Consider the following 16,430-nt stretch of genomic DNA (forward strand, 5'->3'; position numbering starts at 1 on the left):
TATTATGCTTTAATCTGTCCTCTTGCAAAAAGTTCTTCAAGATATTGGAATCCTGAGTCCTGTGTGCGCAAATAGTAATAAGCGCGCAGAATGTCTTGCTCCTGATGGCTTAGGGAAGCATTGGAGCCTCCACGTTTCATGCGATCTTGAGAAATATGGTACAGACTTAAAGCTCCTGCAACAGAGATATTGAAGCTTTGAACAAAGCCCGTCATCGGGATGATAATACATTCGTCAGCGGCGGCGACCATTTCAGGGCTCACGCCATTTTTTTCGTTACCCAATACCAAAGCAGCTTTTCCAGAGAAATCAACTTCATGAAGAGGCTTTGAACGCGCATCTAAATGAGTGACGTAAATTTTGTAGCCCTGACTTTTCAGGTTCTTTACACAGTCCGTGGTGTTCTGCCATTTTTTGACTTCCACCCACTTGTCAGCTCCTTGAGTGACACGAGCAGATTCTTTAAATTTTTCCTGAGTTTCGATGACGTGAAAATTGCCAAAGCCCAAGCCTTCAGCTGATCTCATAACGGCAGAAATATTCCCACGGTCATAAATGCTTTCCAAAACGACGGCTGTATCGAAATTTCTTTGCGCGACCACGCGATCAATTTTTAATCGACGGTCATCTGTCAAAAGCGGCCCCAGTTTTTCCAGAACCACTTGATAATTGATTTTTAAATTAGCATTTATCTCGATATCAGACCCATAAGGAAACATGAACGACTACTTGTAAAGAGATTCAGGATTTTTAGACAAATCACGAGTGATATTTTTTTGGTGGGCTTCCAAAGTACCGCCACCAATTTCTAACAACTTCGCATCTCTCCACAATCTTTCAACAACATACTCACCCACATAACCGTAACCACCCAAAACCTGGATCGCACGGTCTGCCACGTTTTTCGCCATTGTTGTTGCCACCAGTTTTACACCGTCTGAATCCAAGCGGTTGCCCTCTTTGTTCAAATCCATGCGGCGAGCCGTCTCGTACACATAGGCGCGAGCCGATTTGTATTCAGCGTAGCTGTCAGCGATATAGCGCTGCATTTGACCAAAGTGGTTCAAAGATTTACCGAACGCTTCACGCTCAGTTGCATAGCGATTCATGATCTCGATAGATCTGCGAGCAATACCCAAGCTCATCGCCGCCAAAGTAAGGCGCTCGATTTCAAGATTGCGCATCATATGCAGCATCGAATCACCTTCATGACCGATAAGGGCCGATTCAGGAACGTGGCAGTCTTGGAATACAAGTTCTGCCGTGTTCGATCCGCGCATACCCAACTTGTCTTTAATTTTTTGACCGACTTCGAAACCCTTGTGATCTTTTTCCACCAAGAATGTAGAGATCATCGCGCGACCGTGTTTTTCACCCGTCTTCGCGTACACCAGAGTTAAATCACAAGGCGTATTGTTTTCATCAATCGTGCCGTTTGTGATCCACATTTTGCGACCATTCAAAACCCACTCGTTGCCTTTTTTAACGGCGCGAGTTTGCATACCCAGAACATCCGTCCCGATAGCAGGCTCTGACATCGACATAGATCCAACCCACTCCCCAGAGCAAAGTTTTGGAAGGACACGAAGGCGCTGCTCGTCACTGCCATTCACCGCGATGTTATTCACACAAAGCATCGAGTGCGCAAGATAGGCCAAAGCAAAACCTGGATCCGATGCGGAAAGCTCTTCATGAACAATGACCGCAGCTGTTGGGTCCATACCCGCACCGCCGAATTGTTCTGGAACTGTGATTCCTAAAAGACCCAGTTCACCCACTTTTTTGAAAAGTGCTAAGTTGAATTTTTCAGAACGATCGTGCTCATGAGCTTGAGGTTCGACTTCAGCTTGCGTGAAAGCGTTGACAGTTTCACGCAACATACTGTGCTCAGGCGTGGGATTGTAAAGATCAAATTCTTTCCAATTAAAGGACATGGTAGCTCCTACATATATAGAGTTGCGAATCTAGAAAAACCCCGTGAGATCCGCAAGGTATAGCGCCACTAACGCCATGCAATAATAGCAATTTTCGGCCACTTGCGGGAAGAATCTGGACGAGTCCCCGCCAGAGGCCTAACCTTGAGGGCGTGCCCGCGAAGGAGAGACATATGATCGCCTCAGTTTTAGGAATCGGAACAGAATTGGTTGACGGCCAAATTGTGAATAAAAATGCAGCCTGGATTTCGGAGAAATTAAAGGCTTTGGGTTTAACGACAAAACTTCACCTTGTTATTCCAGATGATAGAAAACTCATTTTTGAATCTTTGGATTATTGTGGTCAGTACTCTGATTTGATGTTCATAACAGGTGGCTTAGGTCCCACGTCTGATGATTTCACTCGCGAGGTCATTTCCGAGTGGACGGGTCTTTCACTGAAGTGGGATGAGTCTTCTTGGCAGCACATTAAAGAGCGCCTCGAGCCCCGTGGTTACGTCGTTAAAGATATTCAAAGACAGCAGTGTTATTTTCCTGAAGGCGCGCGAGTCCTTAAAAACAACGAGGGCACCGCCAATGCTTTTTTCGTCGAGGCGAAAGGCAAAAAGATTTTCGTTTTACCTGGCCCTCCCCGGGAAATTGAATCGGTATGGAATAGTGAAATCGCTGCGTGGTTGGAAAAATCTGTTGAAGGTATGGATCCCTATATCACCCGCCACTGGGACACCATCGGCATGGGAGAATCAGATGTAGCAACTTTGGTTGAGCAGGCCTTGGCCAATGTGAATGTAGAAAAAGGTTACCGCGTTCATCTTCCCTATGTGGAAGTAAAGATGTCCTACTTTAAATCCCAAGAAGAAAAAATGCGCATTCACGTCGAAAACGTGACGGAAGCTTTACGCGACATCACGGTCACTCGTGACCAACAAGATGTTCCATTGATGCTGTCTTTAGCTTTGAAAAGCTATACATCTCTCAGTATTCAAGACTCTGCAACGGGCCAGTTTTTGATGAACCGCCTGATGCCCGTCATGCGAAATTTTATGACGGAAAAGATTTGGAGTTTCTCAAGTCACAACATCGATCCAGAAGCGGACATCCGTTTGATTGTGCTACCAAAAGACGAACACTCCGTTTTCGTAAGTGTCGAGCGCGGGAACAAAAAGTCTTCGGATATTATCGTCGCTCCTTATAAAGCGATGCCCATGAAAGAACGGCGCGCGCAGTACTTCGCAGAAGCCGCCATGATATTCTGGCTCCGCCACCTTTAAAAGGTGCCAGGTCTTGTTTCTGTAAGCGGCGTTTCCAGAAACAGGACCTGGCACCTTTTTTTTATTTCACGTTGGCCAGGGCTTCGCGGCCGACTTTCAGAATATGTTCTTGAATGTCCTTGGGCCAATCGGCGATCATCTTTTTAAACTTTTTAGTATCGTAGGCGTACATCGCGCGCAGGGCTTCTTCGTAATTCGGCAGATCCCCGGCCATCGCGTGCATGAATTTGTAAACAGCATCCTGTGCCTGACGGATTTGATCTTTGGCGAAGTTTTTCTTTTTCGCCTCTTCAATCAGTTTACGCAAGGTCACTGATGCTCCACCCGGCTGTAACGCCAACCATTCCCAGTGTTGCGGAAGCAGTGTTACTTCCTTTGAGACAACACCAAGTTTGGGACGCCCCGGGCCGGCTTTTTTATCTTCCGGTTCCACTAAAGATTCGAACCTTTTAGTCACCGCTTCCACGGTCCCACGCAAATCCAATTCCACGGGGGCGCTGGTGATATCATCAAAGATCAGAACGTTTTCTTTACCATCGTCTTTTAAATATTTTTTTACTTTCAAAGCGACTTGAAGCACGTCACCGGAAGCCACCATCTTAGTCCCAGCAAACGCTGTGCAAGTACGATCCATTCTTGGTTCCATATTCAAACTCCTATGCTTCCGCGCGTAAAATCTCTTTTACATCGCGATCAATGAAGTACATCAAAATCAAAGCTGTCACGGACAAGCCCGTCATCACATAGCCGATAATATCGTAGTGAACCAGTGCGCCCGTGCTGTCTTGGACAACGATCACACCAGCGATAATAGCTCCAAGGCCACCTGCCATTTGTTGCAGGGAGGCACTCACCGACATGAACGAACCGCGACTGGCGACCTCAGGAATCGCAGACATCAGTGTTTGAGACGGGATCATGCGCGAAAAGATCCCCACGAACATCAACGAGTTCACCAGCATCACGACCGGCAATGGCGTAATACCCAAATGCGTATAAATCAAAACCATCACGATACTGACCAAACTGCCAAAGATAAAGGTGTTATAGCCGCCAATGGTATCGCTGATTTTACCAACCAAGGGACCAATCAGGATAGAAGCAAATCCCGTCACCAGATAAATCATTGGCAAGCTGCCATAATCGATTCCCATATTATGAACCGTAAAGGCGCTCGCAAAAGGCATCAGCATAAAGCCACCGATGGAAAGAATCGCAGTGGTCACAAACGCCAGCAAATAACGGGGCTTTTGCACCGTATGGAGCAAATGCACAAAAGCTTTCTTATCAGACTGCAAAGCCAAGTGCTCCGTCACTGCTGGCATATGGATCCAGATAAAAATTCCGGCGATCGCACTTGCCGCAACGATCATCAAAAACGGCGCATGCCATCCCCAGTGATTGGATAAAAACAAACCTGCTGGTAAACCCAAAATCTGACTGGCAGCAAACGAAGTTTGCAAAAGTCCCATCACTCGCCCGCGTTGGTGTAACGGAAAGATATCTGTGGTGATGGCCAAGACAATGGAGCCAATCACTCCCCCAAAAAGTCCCGTGACGATTCGGGCTGCTAAAAGCGCATGATAGTTGGGAGCAAGCCCACAGAACAAAGTCCCTGCAATAAATCCGACATAAAAGAACATCAGCAATTTTTTACGGTCAAATTTATCGGCAAAGCCCGCTGCCAAAAGTCCCGAGATCGCCGCACTGATTGCATAGGCTGACACCACGGTACCAAACTGTGCGGCTGTGATATTCAAAGCTGGCATCAACACTGCCCCTAGCGGAGACAGAATCATAAAATCCAGAATGATTGTGAATTGCAGAAAAGCTAAAAGCCCCACAACAATCTTTTGCTGAGTCGTAAACTTTAAAGTGCTGGCCTTTGAGACCCCCGGTGATACAGACGTGGATTCCATCTTGAACCTTTCAATGCGGTTGATGGAATTAATATTACCCGGGTTATATTCAAAAAGCAATATCACCCGGGTAATATTAATTAAACCCGGGTAAATTGTTGATATACCTCAGGAATGACCTGCAGGAAAATAAAAAAAGCCCCTGTCTTGCAACAGAGGCCTAGAAATATAAGGAGAAAGTAAGTACGTACCTTTGATCAAGATGGTTCGAATGTGAGGCGAAGGGCTATCCCCGCAGCGCAGGCGCGCTTTAGCAAGCGGGCCCTTTTTCAAAGCTTTCCTACTTCTTTGGTTTGATCGTCAACCCCTTCAAAGCGTCGCCTAAAGAGCCAAAGCCAGAACCAGAAGCTGGCTGGTGAGTTCTCCATGAGTGGTCTTCACCCGCACCAGGAACACCTAACGAGATTTTCTTTTCTTCGAATTTGATTTCGTCGATTTGAACCGCGATATCGTCACCGCGTTTTTTGTTTTCGAACTGAGCGCCGTCAACGTGGTCACGCCATTTTGATTTTGGCAAAAGACCCGTTACACCCGGAGCGATATTTACGAACAAACCGTAAGTTTCTTTTTTCTCAACTTTTCCGTTAACAATAGTGCCCACCGGGAATTTTGCGGGAACAGAATTCCAAGGATTGCCGTCGCCGTCCGCTTGCTTCATCGACAAAGAGAGTTTCAATTTGCCGTCAACTTCTTCCATTTTCAAAAGTTTTACTGTCACTGTTTGACCAGCCGACACAACTTCTTGAGGGCTGTGCACGCGTGACCAAGTCAGCTCAGACAAGTGGATCAAACCTTCAACACCAGCTTCAAGCTCAACGAAAGCACCGAATTTTTCCAAACGAGTGATACGACCCTCAAGGATCGCGCCCACTTGAACCTTTTGCATAAAGGCACCTTCGTTTTCAACTTTTTGCATATCCAAAAGTTTACGACGAGAAACCACGACGTTGCGTTTGTCGAATTGAGTGATCAAGAAATCAAATTTCTTACCAACGTACTCAGAAGCATCTGTTACGAAACGAGAATCAATTTGAGAGATGGGGCAGAAAGCAGTTTTACCCTGAACGTTCACACGCAAACCGCCGTTAACAACTTCAGTCACAGTTCCAGTTACCGGAAGCTCCATATCGTAAGCGTCTTCCAAAGTATCTGTGGTTGCGCCCATCGCGCCTTTTTTAGCCAAACGAACTTCGCCACCTTTTACGGAAATGACAACACATTCGATCATATCACCCACGTGATATTTCACTTCTTTGTTTTCATCCAAAAGGTCACGAGTGAAAATCATACCATCAACAGGAGTGCCGGTAGATACGAAGGACTCTTCTTTACCAATCGAAAGAATTTCGCCATTGATCTTATCACCAACGCTTACGCGCGTTTTGAAGCCGCCAGCTTCAGATTGCGCAAACATAGACTCGAAATCTTCAAAAGATTTCCCTGTCTCAATATCATCACCAAAAATATCTTTTTTACTCATAACTTCTCCGTAAAATGGAACTCTAAGGTTTACTCAATCCCCTCTGGAAGAGCAAGGATCTGGGTGCCTGACGTCCTGAATCAACTAGCCAGAGTGAATCAAGCGCAGCCCACCGTCGTCCCGCAATTGGGACAACGATAGCAACCACTCGTCAGCACTGTGTCACTGCCACACTCTGGACACTTCACAGTAAACTTTGAAGGCGTTCCCTCAGAGGCCGCCGTGTGTTTTTTCTTGGTATTTAAAGGCTGGCTCAACTTGCTGCCGTCGCGATAGATCGCCACAGCTTTTACACCCAACTCCCAGGCTAGGAAATAAATGCGACTGATATCTTCCTCGCTGGCTGAGTTCGGCAAGTTGACAGTTTTTGAAATGGCACCGCTTATAAATGGCTGCACAGCAGCCATCATCGTCACATGACTTTCAGGCGATAGAACTCGGCCACCAGGGGCCGCATTGGCACAGTCAAAGACTGGCAAATGCTCCTGCTTAAATTCAGGGCAGCCCTCAAGCGTATTATGCTCGGAGATATACTTCACGATGGTTTCAATTTGCGTGTCGTCGTAATCCAGGACTCGCAATGCGGGAGTCACAGATTGATTTACTATCTGAATCTCTCCGCCGCCGACCAGTTTTTTAAGTTTGATCAATGAAAAATCGGGTTCGATACCGGTGGTATCACAATCCATTAATAAGCCAATGGTTCCAGTTGGCGCCACCACAGTTGCTTGAGCATTTCGGAATCCAAATTTGCTGCCATTGTATACTACGGCCTTCCATAAATTCCGGGCGGCATTGTCGAGTCCCTCTGGAAGATCTTTCCAAGAAATCGCGTTCAAGGCTTTTTCGTGCATCTTCATGACTTGTATCATCGGCGCACGATTTTTTTTAAAACCAGGGAAAGCTCCTTGAGCCCGCGCCATCTCGGCACTGGTCAAATAGGCTACTCCCGTCATCAGTGAGCTGATTGCCCCGGCCCAGGCGCGGCCCTCTTTACTGTCATAGGGAATGCCTTTTCTCATCAGCAGACTTCCCAGATTCGCAAAACCCAAACCCAGAGGACGGTAATCATGGGAGTTCTGCGCGATCTTTTCCGTTGGGTAGCTGGAATAGTCGACCAAGACTTCCTGAGCCACGAATAAAGTTCGCGCCGTGTGAATGAAAGATTCAAAATCAAAACTTCCGTCGGCGTTTAAGAATTTAACCAGATTGATAGAAGCCAGATTGCAGGCCGAATCATCCAGGAACATATACTCCGAACACGGATTGCTGGAACGAATCTCTGCACTGTTAGGACAAGTGTGCCACTGATTGATTGTATCGTGAAACTGAATCCCTGGATCCGCACACATCCACGCGGCGTGGTTGATTTTCTTCCACACGTCAGCGGAAGGAACTTCACGAACCACTTTACCACTGACTCGCGCCAGAAGTTTCCAGGGCTTTTCATTCTGCACGGCCTTCATGAATTGATCGGTCACGCGAACTGAATTGTTGGCGTTTTGACCAGACACCGTCTTGTAGGCTTCGCCTTCGAAATCTGCGCTGAGCCCCGCTTCAATCAAAAGCTTCGCCTTATTCTCTTCTTTCATTTTCCATTCAATGAAATCCAAAACTTCAGGATGATCGATATCAACGACAACCATTTTAGCAGCTCTGCGAGTAGTACCACCCGATTTGATGGCGCCTGCGCCGCGATCTAAAACTTCCAAAAAGGAAATCAGACCTGAGCTGTGGCCCCCGGAATTCAATGCTTCGTATTTACTGCGCAAAGTGGAAAAGTTACTGCCGGTACCGGAACCATATTTAAACAAACGTGCTTCGTTTTTTGCGAGTTCAAAAATTCCGTCAATGGAGTCATCGACGCTTTGAATGAAGCATGCCGAACACTGCGGTCTTTCATAAGCATTTTGGGTCGGCTGAATGGATTTCTTTTTCGCGTCCCAAGCATAATGCTCGCTGGGTGAATTGATTTTATAAGCCTCAAACAATCCCGCATTAAACCATACCGGGCTGTTGAAAGCTGCTCGTTGGGAAAGCAAAATGTATTTCAATTCATTCTTAAAAATATCGGCTTCTTTTTTATTTTTGAAATACCCGCCTTGTTTTAGAGCGGAGCCCGCGATTGCCGAAACCACACGGTTAACTAATTGACGAACAGATTTTTCATGTTGAGTGCGCGGCACACCCGATTTACGAAAATATTTGCTGGCAGCAATTTCTACCGCAAGTTGTGACCAACCTTCTGGCGCCTCCACATTCTTCATTTCAAAAAATATCTCGCCCTTACGATTCTTGATTTCGCAGTTGATCTTTTTCCACTTGAACATGTTTTCAGGATTTTTTCCGGGAGGAACAAAGAAGCTAGTGCTATGCAAAGTTTGTTTCTTCATAGGGATATTGTAAGAGAGTTCCCTATGAAGAGAATCTGGAATAAGACACCCCTACCTACGTCTGGTCTGGCTATCGAACAGACCTACTAAGCCCTCCTGAAATTGATTAACTCTTTGCAATGGAGAGCGTAAATATTAGGGAACTACTGTTTATTTCGTTTGGAGTCGCCGTTAAGAATAATACCTCACAATTTTTTAACAGGAACGTGACATGGACCAAAAGACCGAAAAGCGCAAACTGCTGATCATCAAGTCTCATCCACAAAGTTTGGGCCCTGTTGAGGGATTTTTGAAAAACCGCGAATGGGAAATCAAAAGCACGCACAACCTCAAAGAGGCGATGGTATATCTGGTGCAAAACCAACCACAATTCGTCATGGTCAGTATAGACCATCCAAATAAGAAAGTCAGAAATCTTCCGAAAGTTTTGAGTCAGGCATTTCCGGTTTGTGTGATTGCTTTCGCTGAACACTCTACTCCCTCGTCTGTTAAAATTCTCAACGACTGCAATTCTGGATACGCTATTTACCATCCGATCACAGGTCCTGCCGTTGAGCGGATGGTGAATAAGTATAACAAAGATCAAATTGCCAACCCCCAAGCGGCGGCAGCCAACAGATCCTGGGATGGCAATGGCGGAAATAGTTCAGGTGTCATCGCGATCCGTGGTGGTGAAGCAGGCGGCGAAGCTTCGGCGACTTCCACACAAAACTTTTTGGCAAATTTGCTGGGTGCACTTGATAGCAGTGCAACCAGCGGCCCGCCTGCAGGCTTTGCACAAGGCACAGCCGCAGATGGAACTATGACAGCCGTTCAGCCCGGCATGGCTGGGTATATTCCTCCCACCTCTCAAGATCCGAATGCAAATGCTATCGATAGTGGCGCAGATCAAAATGGAATGAATGGTTTTACGAGTGATAGTGACCAAGACGCACAAGTCGGTGCACATGGTTTCATGGGTGGCCACCAAAACGGAATGAACAGCGCCGGTGGCAATGCAGCACAAAAGGGTTTTGGCGGTTTTAACGATGGAGCAAGTGGCAACGAATTCAATCCCAATAGTTTCGGCACAAATGGCGCAAACCGCATGGATCCAAATTTCTCTGATCCCCATGGCAGCAATGGTTTAGCCAATGGTAATGGAATGAATCCCAGTGCTCACGGAATGAACGGCGGTTTTGGAAGCGACTTTAATCACAACAGCAGCCCTTCTGCAAACGGCGGTTCGGCAGCAAATCCGCACGCGCCCGGCTTCATGGGTGCAAATGGAAGTGCCGCCGCATCCGACACCTTGGATCCGAACGATCCAAACTATGATCCCTATGGTGACGGGGGCGAAGCTTCCTACTCTGCCAGAAAAAAGTCCGACACCATGTGGGCTCCCGTAGATGCTGATGGTAAAAATAAAAAACAACATGTCTTGAAAGAGACCGCTGATGAAGTCGCAAAAGATCCAGGCTCGCTGATCTTAAAAGGAACTCGAGAGGCGATGGACAAAGCCTGCGTGATCACGGAAAAAAAGCGCAACGTGGGCATTGCCACCAACGTCGCTTGCATTCTTGTCGAGTCCGGTCGCTTTTCGGGCTATCTGGTTGCGGCGATGGCAGAACATCTGACGATTGATATTCACTTCGTTGAAAAAATCCGCACTCGTCTGTTTAAGTTTCTATCTGAAAACGGAGAAAACTTGGAACACAACGAAACCATGCCGATCAAAATCAAACAAGTGCCTTTCGCAGCCTGGGCTGTAGAGCACGCTGAGTTTTTAAGAAAATCAGTGCACAAGGGCAACGAAGTTGCGATGGCCTTCTTTCCCCGCTCCGATCTTAAAGCGGAAATTTCGGCTTCACCTGATGAAGAAATGGCAGCCGTCAAAATCCACGAAATGCGCACCGATGTCCCGGTTGATTTCAACCTTTACGTTCATTTGCCGCGCAACAACCGCTATGTGCTTTATACTCCAGAGGGCGGAGTGTTTCTTTCAGAACAAAAAACTCGGCTGGTAAATCAAGGCATCACCCATCTTCACGTCTTACGCATGGAACTTCAAAATCTGGATAAGTACCGAGCGCAGAACTATTTGAACGATAAAATCGACGAGTACCAGCAGCAGCTCGAAAAAGAGGCAGAAGATATTAAGAAACCTTTGGCCTCTTAGGGAATCCTCTTGACCCCGCTTTGTGGCCGTTATTAGCTACTGCCATGGAAAGCACTACTCAGGCTAGCTCAGCCGCTCAGACAGCGTCCGATAAAGGACTCTATTTGGATTACAACGCCACAACACCGGTAGACCCTCAGGTTTTTGCCGCGATGGAACCGTATTTCAAAGAGTACTTTGGAAATCCATCAAGCGCCTCCCATCATTGGGGTTGGACTGCAGAAAACGGCGTGCAAAAGGCCCGTATGCAAGTGGCGTCGTTGATCGGCGCTAAGTCCTCTGAGCTGACTTTCACAGCGAGCGCAACAGAATCCAACAACTGGGTGATTTTCGGTCTGTTGGCGAAACTTCGCGAAACGAATCCAAACCAGCCCATTCATTTTATCACGAGTAATGTCGAACACAGTTCTATCGTTAAGGCGATGATGGCGGTGGAAAAGCAAGGTGTCGAAGTTGATTTCCTTCCGGTGAATCAATACGGCCAGATCGAAATGAAAACTCTTCGCCAAGCGCTCAAACCTCACACAAAACTTGTTAGCTTGATTTGGGTGAATAACGAAATCGGCAGCCTCAACCCGGTGGTTGAAGTTGCAAAGCTTTGCAAAGAAAAACAAATTCTTTTCCACACTGATGCGACACAAGCGATTGGCAAAGTGCCAGTGAATGTAACCGAGATGGGTATCGACTTGATGTCGTTCTCCGCTCACAAAATGTATGGCCCCAAAGGCTCAGCGGCTCTTTACATCCGTGGTAAAGATCCAAAGGTTGAAATCAATCCTTTGATCTACGGTGGTGGTCAGGAAAAAGGCCTTCGCTCTGGGACTTTGAATGTTCCGGCCATTGTTGGCTTGGGCGTCGCTTCTGAAATTTGCAAAAATAATCTGGAAGCAGAAACTGCTCGCATGACGTCTCTTCGCAATTTGCTTTGGTCGAAGCTGCAAGCAGCGACTCCAGGCATTCGCTTGAATGGACATCCGACAGAACGTTCCCCCATCAATCTAAATGTGACGTTACCCGGAATCACGGTGGAATCATTGGCGCCTAAAATTCAAAAATTGGGAATCAGCACGGGGTCAGCCTGCAGCTCCGGTTCGGTTAGCATCAGCCATGTCCTGAAAGGCATCGGAATGTCGGCAGAGGATGCTCGCTGCACGTTCCGCATTTCCCTGGGACGCTGGACCTCTGAAAACGACATCCACCGTGCTGTCGAGATCCTTCACGGCGCCATCCCAACGTAAAATATATAATATTTTCAGTATTTTAGCTCACTCATACGGGGGATGGAATTGACCCTCCCCTGCTTACGGGCTTTGTGGTAGACTGGCTGAGAATTTATCCCGAGGAGAACCCCATGATTAACATTTCCCCAGAAGCGGCAACGAAACTAGCGGCTCTTAAAAAAGATGATGGCAAAGACGAAGCTGCATTTTTGCGCGTGGAAGTGAAAAAAGGGGGTTGCTCAGGCCTCTCTTATAAAATGGATTTCGATACAACTCCTCGTGATGGTGACAAGATCTTTGAATCCAACGGCCAAAAAATCGCTGTGGATGCGAACTCCATGTTGTACATCTTGGGTATGACTTTGGATTTTTCTGGGGGTTTGAATGGCAAAGGTTTTGTCTTCAACAACCCCAACGCCACGAAACACTGTGGTTGCGGTTCCAGCTTTAACGTTTAATATACTCACAATGACTCCATCGTGTCCGTTGGAAACGGGGTCATTCATTACTGTGCCGCCATTTTTTAGACCTACATTTGTAGCAGGAAAAATGTGACCGGCACTTTCTACGTCTAGAACTGTTCCACCTGCCCAATGGCAAAATAGGTTTCTTCGCCGTCCGGGATTATCATAGATCCATGGCTAAAAACTTTTTAGAAATTCACAGCTTACAAAATCTCACTACGGAATTTGAGTTGATCAAAAATCTAAAGGCTCGACCTTTGGAAATTCTGGAGTACGCTGAGAAGTCTTTTACTTTTGAAGCTTCTCCCCGTATTTGCGGACTGGGAACTATCGTACATCTGGAAGGCAAATTTTATTTCGACGGCGGTTCTCACGATTTTTTAGCCACGGGTAAAGTCACTCGATGCGAAGCTTTAGATTCAGGTAAACACTCCAAGTACACTGTTGAACTTCATCGTTTTGAAAAAGGCCTTTGGGAGAATTTCCTTAACGCTAACATGCAATCGCAATTGAACACCGACATGTTGTTCAGAGCCATGCGGGAGCTTGATTAAATGAAAAATCTGACAGCACTTATCGTCGACAGCTCTCCGTCGTATACCAATCTTATTACTGCGGCACTTCTAGAGATCGGCTTGCTTCAAGAAAATATTTTTACAACGAAACGTTATGTCGGCGCTGTGGAATTTCTCACGGATACCAAGCCGCAACTTTTGATCACAGAATTTCAAGTCGATGCCAAATTTGGTTTGGAACTTGTGACCATGCATACGGCAAACAGTCCTAATAATATTTCGATCATCATGACTCACAATAACTCCAGCTCTTCCATTGCGGAAGCTGCAGAAGAACTAGTCGACGACTATATCGTAAAGCCTTTCCAAAGCGGCATGCTCGCAAATCGCCTGCGCCAACTGATTGATCGCAAGTTGAATCCCAGCGATTACATCAAAGCGATTCGCGAAGGCAAACAGGCTCTTTTGGATGGCCAATTGAAAGACGCTGAACACAAGTTCTCGGTAGCCCTACAACATCAGGAAAAGCCCACACTTGCACACTATTATCTGGGTTATACGAAATTCAAAGAAACCGAATATCAGTTCGCCACGGATGAGTTTGCGAAGGGCTTAACTTTGCAACCACTTCACTATCGTTGCTTAACCGGTAAATTCGATACTTTCTATGAGCAAAAAGATTTCGCCAACGCCTATACGGTGGCGAATACCATCATTGAAAACTATCCGATCGGACCTAAGCGTTTGGGACAGCTTTTCATTTCTGCTGTTTTCTCGGGGAAGTTGGATGAAGTGCCTCACTACTTCCAACTTTTTGCGCAGCTGGATCATAAAACTCCAGAACTTCGCCATGTTTTTTCAGCTGCACTGTTCACTGCCGGTCGCTCGAACTTAAATAACAAAGCCCTTACCAAAGCGGTGGAGTGTTTTGAATTGGGTGTTCAGGTAGTGGGAGCGGATTCTGAATATATCAGTAAAATTGTGAAGGTCTTATTGCGTGGAGATGCTCAGGCTGTCAATCAGGCGGCACGCTTTTTACAGCAGTTTCCTTCCAGCAAAGTAGGCAGTAAAGAATATGAAAATCTTTACTTCCTGTTTAACTGTAAAACATTGCCGCTTTCCAAAGTTATCGATCAGGGTCGCAAGATGGCAGCACAAAATCGTATGGATGCTGAATCCTATGAAACATTCATTCGTCTGTTGATCAGCGACAATAAAACCGTCTTGGCAGAGGATATTTCCGAAAGATATCAGCGGGCATTTCCGAATCAAACGCCATCTCGCGAGAAGGCTTAACTATTTCGCGGCTCTTTCAAAGGGAGCTGCGACATGCAAGAATTCACCTAAATGCTGAGCAACGACTTCCGGTTGAGATTTAATCGCCAAGTGCCCTGCCCCTTGCAAAACAATCATGTCTTCACAACCCAAATGCTGAGCGAACTTTTTGTAAGCATCTTGATTAAACAGCAGATCACTTTCGTCAAAAATTAAACGGCAGTCCCCGCGATACTTGAAAAGTTTCTTATTCCAAAACTGCCAGTCCTCAGAGCGCAGGATCCAGGAGAAATGATGAATCATGTGAGCTACAAATTGCAGCTTACGTCCTTTGAGGTGCTCGACAGACACAGCCCCTTCGGATCTTTCGTCTCTGAAAATCTGTGCGGCTCGTTTTAGGAAACTCGCTCCCATAGGTGTGGAAAGCATCAGATAGATACTTTTCAGACTCAAAGGAATCGAGAAAAAAAATCTTAGCTCTTTAGGCAAAAAGTTTTTCACCGGATCTGTGACCATAGGATTGATCAAAGCCATCTTATGCACCAAGTGCGGATGCTGAGTAGCCAGTCCCCAGCTTAAAGCGCCCCCGTAACTTAAACCAGCCAGATGCACGCGCTCATTCGGGAAATGCTCCTGAATGAATCGCGCCAGTACTTCCACCTGTACGGTGAAAAGCAGCTTATCACTGCTCATATAGACATGACTTAAATTTGGGATGATTACGCGATATTGAGATTCCAGTTGAGAGGCCACCGTCTCCCAATGATGAACGCTTCCTCCATAACCATGAAGAAGAATAAGGATAGGCCCTTGCCCGCGTTCTCTGAAAGTAATCTTGTGAGACATTCTAGAATCTTATCGGCTTCCATCAAAAGTCATGCAACTGGACCAAATCCCAGTTAGTTACCAAATGGTGAAGAAACTCGACCCCAGAAGTTGAACTACTGAGGTTTGGGTTTGTTCGCTTGCTGTTGGTTTTGCTGCTTTTGCTGATTCTGATTTTGCGGGCGAGATTGCTGCTGTCCTTGATTAGGATTCTGCTTTGCCTGATTGTGTTGGCGGTTCTGATTTTGGTTCTGACCGCCACCTTGTTTTGGCTTTTGCTGATTGTGCTGCTGCTTAGGTTGGTTTTGACCACCACCCTGTTTCGCCTGCTGTTGACCCTTTTGCTGCTGACCACCACCTTGTTTTTGGTGTTGGTGTTGCTTTTGTTTTTGTTGGTTCTGATTTTGTTGCGGGCGATTCTGCTGACGTTGTTGATTAGGTTGCTGTTGTTTCGCCTGTTGCGGAGCTTGCGCCTCTTCTTGCGATTTTTCAGCTGCTAAGTCGCCACCTGCGGAAGCAGAAACATTTTGCGCATTCGCGGCGGCCTCTTCCACTTTTGCATCCAACAACATCGTGTCGTTCACTGCTTTGGATTCCATTTGTTTGCTGGTACGGAAGCCTCTGATTTTCTTAGTTTGATTTTCTGCGCGCTCAACTTGTTCCGTCAAATCCACAGTTACGTCACCGAAGCAACGAACCTGGCAGCTTAAACGACGGCCGTCGATAAAGTAGCTGGTTCCGATCAGGCTCAATTCCGCTTTACCCGGCGGCAGCACATTGTTGTCGCCCTCTTTGATACGCACACGGCATTCCGCACAGCTCGGAACACCCTTACAGATAGAGCGGATCTCAAGATGATTTTCCGTCGCAATCTGCAAAAGGGACTTATCTGGAGTACCTTCGACTTCAATATTTTGCGGAAGAAATTTAATTTTCATACTCGAATCCTCAATGGTGCCAGGCACCTTTTGCTAAA

Annotated in this window: 14 protein-coding genes; 6 read left to right on the top strand and 8 right to left on the bottom strand. The window is 46.5% G+C overall.

Annotated elements, in window-relative coordinates:
* Nucleotides 1-2 precede the first annotated feature (2 nt).
* On the bottom strand, nucleotides 3-719 hold the full coding sequence (locus tag DOM22_RS14185) for an RNA methyltransferase (protein ID WP_142701011.1): 717 nt from the start codon (nucleotides 717-719) through the stop codon (nucleotides 3-5).
* A gap of 6 nt (nucleotides 720-725) precedes the next feature.
* Complete coding sequence (locus DOM22_RS14190) at nucleotides 726-1,934, bottom strand: acyl-CoA dehydrogenase family protein (RefSeq protein ID WP_142701012.1); 1,209 nt, start codon at nucleotides 1,932-1,934, stop codon at nucleotides 726-728.
* A 173-nt stretch (nucleotides 1,935-2,107) separates the two neighbouring features.
* On the opposite strand from DOM22_RS14190, the gene DOM22_RS14195 reads away from it, so the two are divergent.
* Entirely contained in the window at nucleotides 2,108-3,205 is a 1,098-nt protein-coding gene (locus DOM22_RS14195; RefSeq protein ID WP_142701013.1) for a molybdopterin-binding protein, read from the top strand.
* Between the two features lie 61 nt (nucleotides 3,206-3,266).
* On the opposite strand, the gene DOM22_RS14200 is transcribed toward DOM22_RS14195, so the two are convergent.
* The 4 genes from DOM22_RS14200 to DOM22_RS14215 form a co-directional block, all read right to left on the bottom strand.
* On the bottom strand, nucleotides 3,267-3,851 hold the full coding sequence (locus DOM22_RS14200) for a DUF2239 family protein (RefSeq protein WP_142701014.1): 585 nt from the start codon (nucleotides 3,849-3,851) through the stop codon (nucleotides 3,267-3,269).
* 10 nt (nucleotides 3,852-3,861) lie between these two features.
* Nucleotides 3,862-5,184, bottom strand: coding sequence for an MFS transporter (locus tag DOM22_RS14205; RefSeq protein ID WP_142702237.1), 1,323 nt, complete (start codon nucleotides 5,182-5,184; stop codon nucleotides 3,862-3,864).
* 220 nt (nucleotides 5,185-5,404) lie between these two features.
* Entirely contained in the window at nucleotides 5,405-6,604 is a 1,200-nt protein-coding gene (locus DOM22_RS14210; protein WP_142701015.1) for a S1 RNA-binding domain-containing protein, read from the bottom strand.
* A 98-nt stretch (nucleotides 6,605-6,702) separates the two neighbouring features.
* On the bottom strand, nucleotides 6,703-8,997 hold the full coding sequence (locus DOM22_RS14215; protein ID WP_142701016.1) for a vitamin B12-dependent ribonucleotide reductase: 2,295 nt from the start codon (nucleotides 8,995-8,997) through the stop codon (nucleotides 6,703-6,705).
* A gap of 211 nt (nucleotides 8,998-9,208) precedes the next feature.
* Between DOM22_RS14215 and DOM22_RS14220 the strand changes: the two genes are divergently transcribed.
* The 5 genes from DOM22_RS14220 to DOM22_RS14240 all read left to right on the top strand — a co-directional run bounded on the left by DOM22_RS14220 (nucleotide 9,209) and on the right by DOM22_RS14240 (nucleotide 14,650).
* Nucleotides 9,209-11,155: a hypothetical protein gene (locus DOM22_RS14220; protein ID WP_142701017.1), complete on the top strand. Its 1,947-nt coding sequence runs from the start codon at nucleotides 9,209-9,211 to the stop codon at nucleotides 11,153-11,155.
* A 44-nt stretch (nucleotides 11,156-11,199) separates the two neighbouring features.
* The gene (locus tag DOM22_RS14225; RefSeq protein ID WP_142701018.1) at nucleotides 11,200-12,393 is read left to right on the top strand and encodes a cysteine desulfurase family protein; all 1,194 of its coding nucleotides are present in this window, start codon (nucleotides 11,200-11,202) and stop codon (nucleotides 12,391-12,393) included.
* 113 nt (nucleotides 12,394-12,506) lie between these two features.
* Nucleotides 12,507-12,833, top strand: a complete 327-nt coding sequence (locus DOM22_RS14230; RefSeq protein ID WP_142701019.1) for an iron-sulfur cluster assembly accessory protein — start codon at nucleotides 12,507-12,509, stop codon at nucleotides 12,831-12,833.
* Nucleotides 12,834-13,012: 179 nt separating this feature from the next.
* A complete protein-coding gene (locus tag DOM22_RS14235) occupies nucleotides 13,013-13,393 on the top strand; it encodes a hypothetical protein (RefSeq protein WP_142701020.1) in 381 nt (126 codons plus the stop codon).
* Nucleotides 13,394-14,650, top strand: coding sequence for a response regulator (locus DOM22_RS14240; RefSeq protein ID WP_142701021.1), 1,257 nt, complete (start codon nucleotides 13,394-13,396; stop codon nucleotides 14,648-14,650).
* Here the strand turns inward: DOM22_RS14240 and DOM22_RS14245 are convergent, their stop codons facing one another.
* Together DOM22_RS14245 and DOM22_RS14250 are read right to left on the bottom strand one after the other, a co-directional pair.
* Entirely contained in the window at nucleotides 14,651-15,475 is an 825-nt protein-coding gene (locus DOM22_RS14245; protein WP_142701022.1) for an alpha/beta fold hydrolase, read from the bottom strand.
* Between the two features lie 95 nt (nucleotides 15,476-15,570).
* Nucleotides 15,571-16,392 carry a 2Fe-2S iron-sulfur cluster-binding protein gene (locus tag DOM22_RS14250; protein ID WP_142701023.1) on the bottom strand — a complete coding sequence of 274 codons (822 nt, stop codon included), beginning with the start codon at nucleotides 16,390-16,392 and terminating at the stop codon, nucleotides 15,571-15,573.
* Nucleotides 16,393-16,430: the final 38 nt, after the last annotated feature.

The organism is Bdellovibrio sp. ZAP7, from assembly GCF_006874645.1.
Classification (GTDB): Bacteria; Bdellovibrionota; Bdellovibrionia; order Bdellovibrionales; family Bdellovibrionaceae; genus Bdellovibrio.

Excerpts from the sequence above, each read along its gene's own strand:
- DOM22_RS14185 (WP_142701011.1), bottom strand. The coding sequence starts at position 719 with ATGTTTCCTTATGGGTCTGATATCGAGATAAATGCTAATTTAAAAATC.
- DOM22_RS14190 (WP_142701012.1), bottom strand. The coding sequence starts at position 1,934 with ATGTCCTTTAATTGGAAAGAATTTGATCTTTACAATCCCACGCCTGAG.
- DOM22_RS14195 (WP_142701013.1), top strand. The coding sequence starts at position 2,108 with ATGATCGCCTCAGTTTTAGGAATCGGAACAGAATTGGTTGACGGCCAA.
- DOM22_RS14200 (WP_142701014.1), bottom strand. The coding sequence starts at position 3,851 with ATGGAACCAAGAATGGATCGTACTTGCACAGCGTTTGCTGGGACTAAG.
- DOM22_RS14210 (WP_142701015.1), bottom strand. The coding sequence starts at position 6,604 with ATGAGTAAAAAAGATATTTTTGGTGATGATATTGAGACAGGGAAATCT.
- DOM22_RS14215 (WP_142701016.1), bottom strand. The coding sequence starts at position 8,997 with ATGAAGAAACAAACTTTGCATAGCACTAGCTTCTTTGTTCCTCCCGGA.
- DOM22_RS14220 (WP_142701017.1), top strand. The coding sequence starts at position 9,209 with ATGGACCAAAAGACCGAAAAGCGCAAACTGCTGATCATCAAGTCTCAT.
- DOM22_RS14225 (WP_142701018.1), top strand. The coding sequence starts at position 11,200 with ATGGAAAGCACTACTCAGGCTAGCTCAGCCGCTCAGACAGCGTCCGAT.
- DOM22_RS14230 (WP_142701019.1), top strand. The coding sequence starts at position 12,507 with ATGATTAACATTTCCCCAGAAGCGGCAACGAAACTAGCGGCTCTTAAA.
- DOM22_RS14235 (WP_142701020.1), top strand. The coding sequence starts at position 13,013 with ATGGCTAAAAACTTTTTAGAAATTCACAGCTTACAAAATCTCACTACG.
- DOM22_RS14240 (WP_142701021.1), top strand. The coding sequence starts at position 13,394 with ATGAAAAATCTGACAGCACTTATCGTCGACAGCTCTCCGTCGTATACC.
- DOM22_RS14245 (WP_142701022.1), bottom strand. The coding sequence starts at position 15,475 with ATGTCTCACAAGATTACTTTCAGAGAACGCGGGCAAGGGCCTATCCTT.
- DOM22_RS14250 (WP_142701023.1), bottom strand. The coding sequence starts at position 16,392 with ATGAAAATTAAATTTCTTCCGCAAAATATTGAAGTCGAAGGTACTCCA.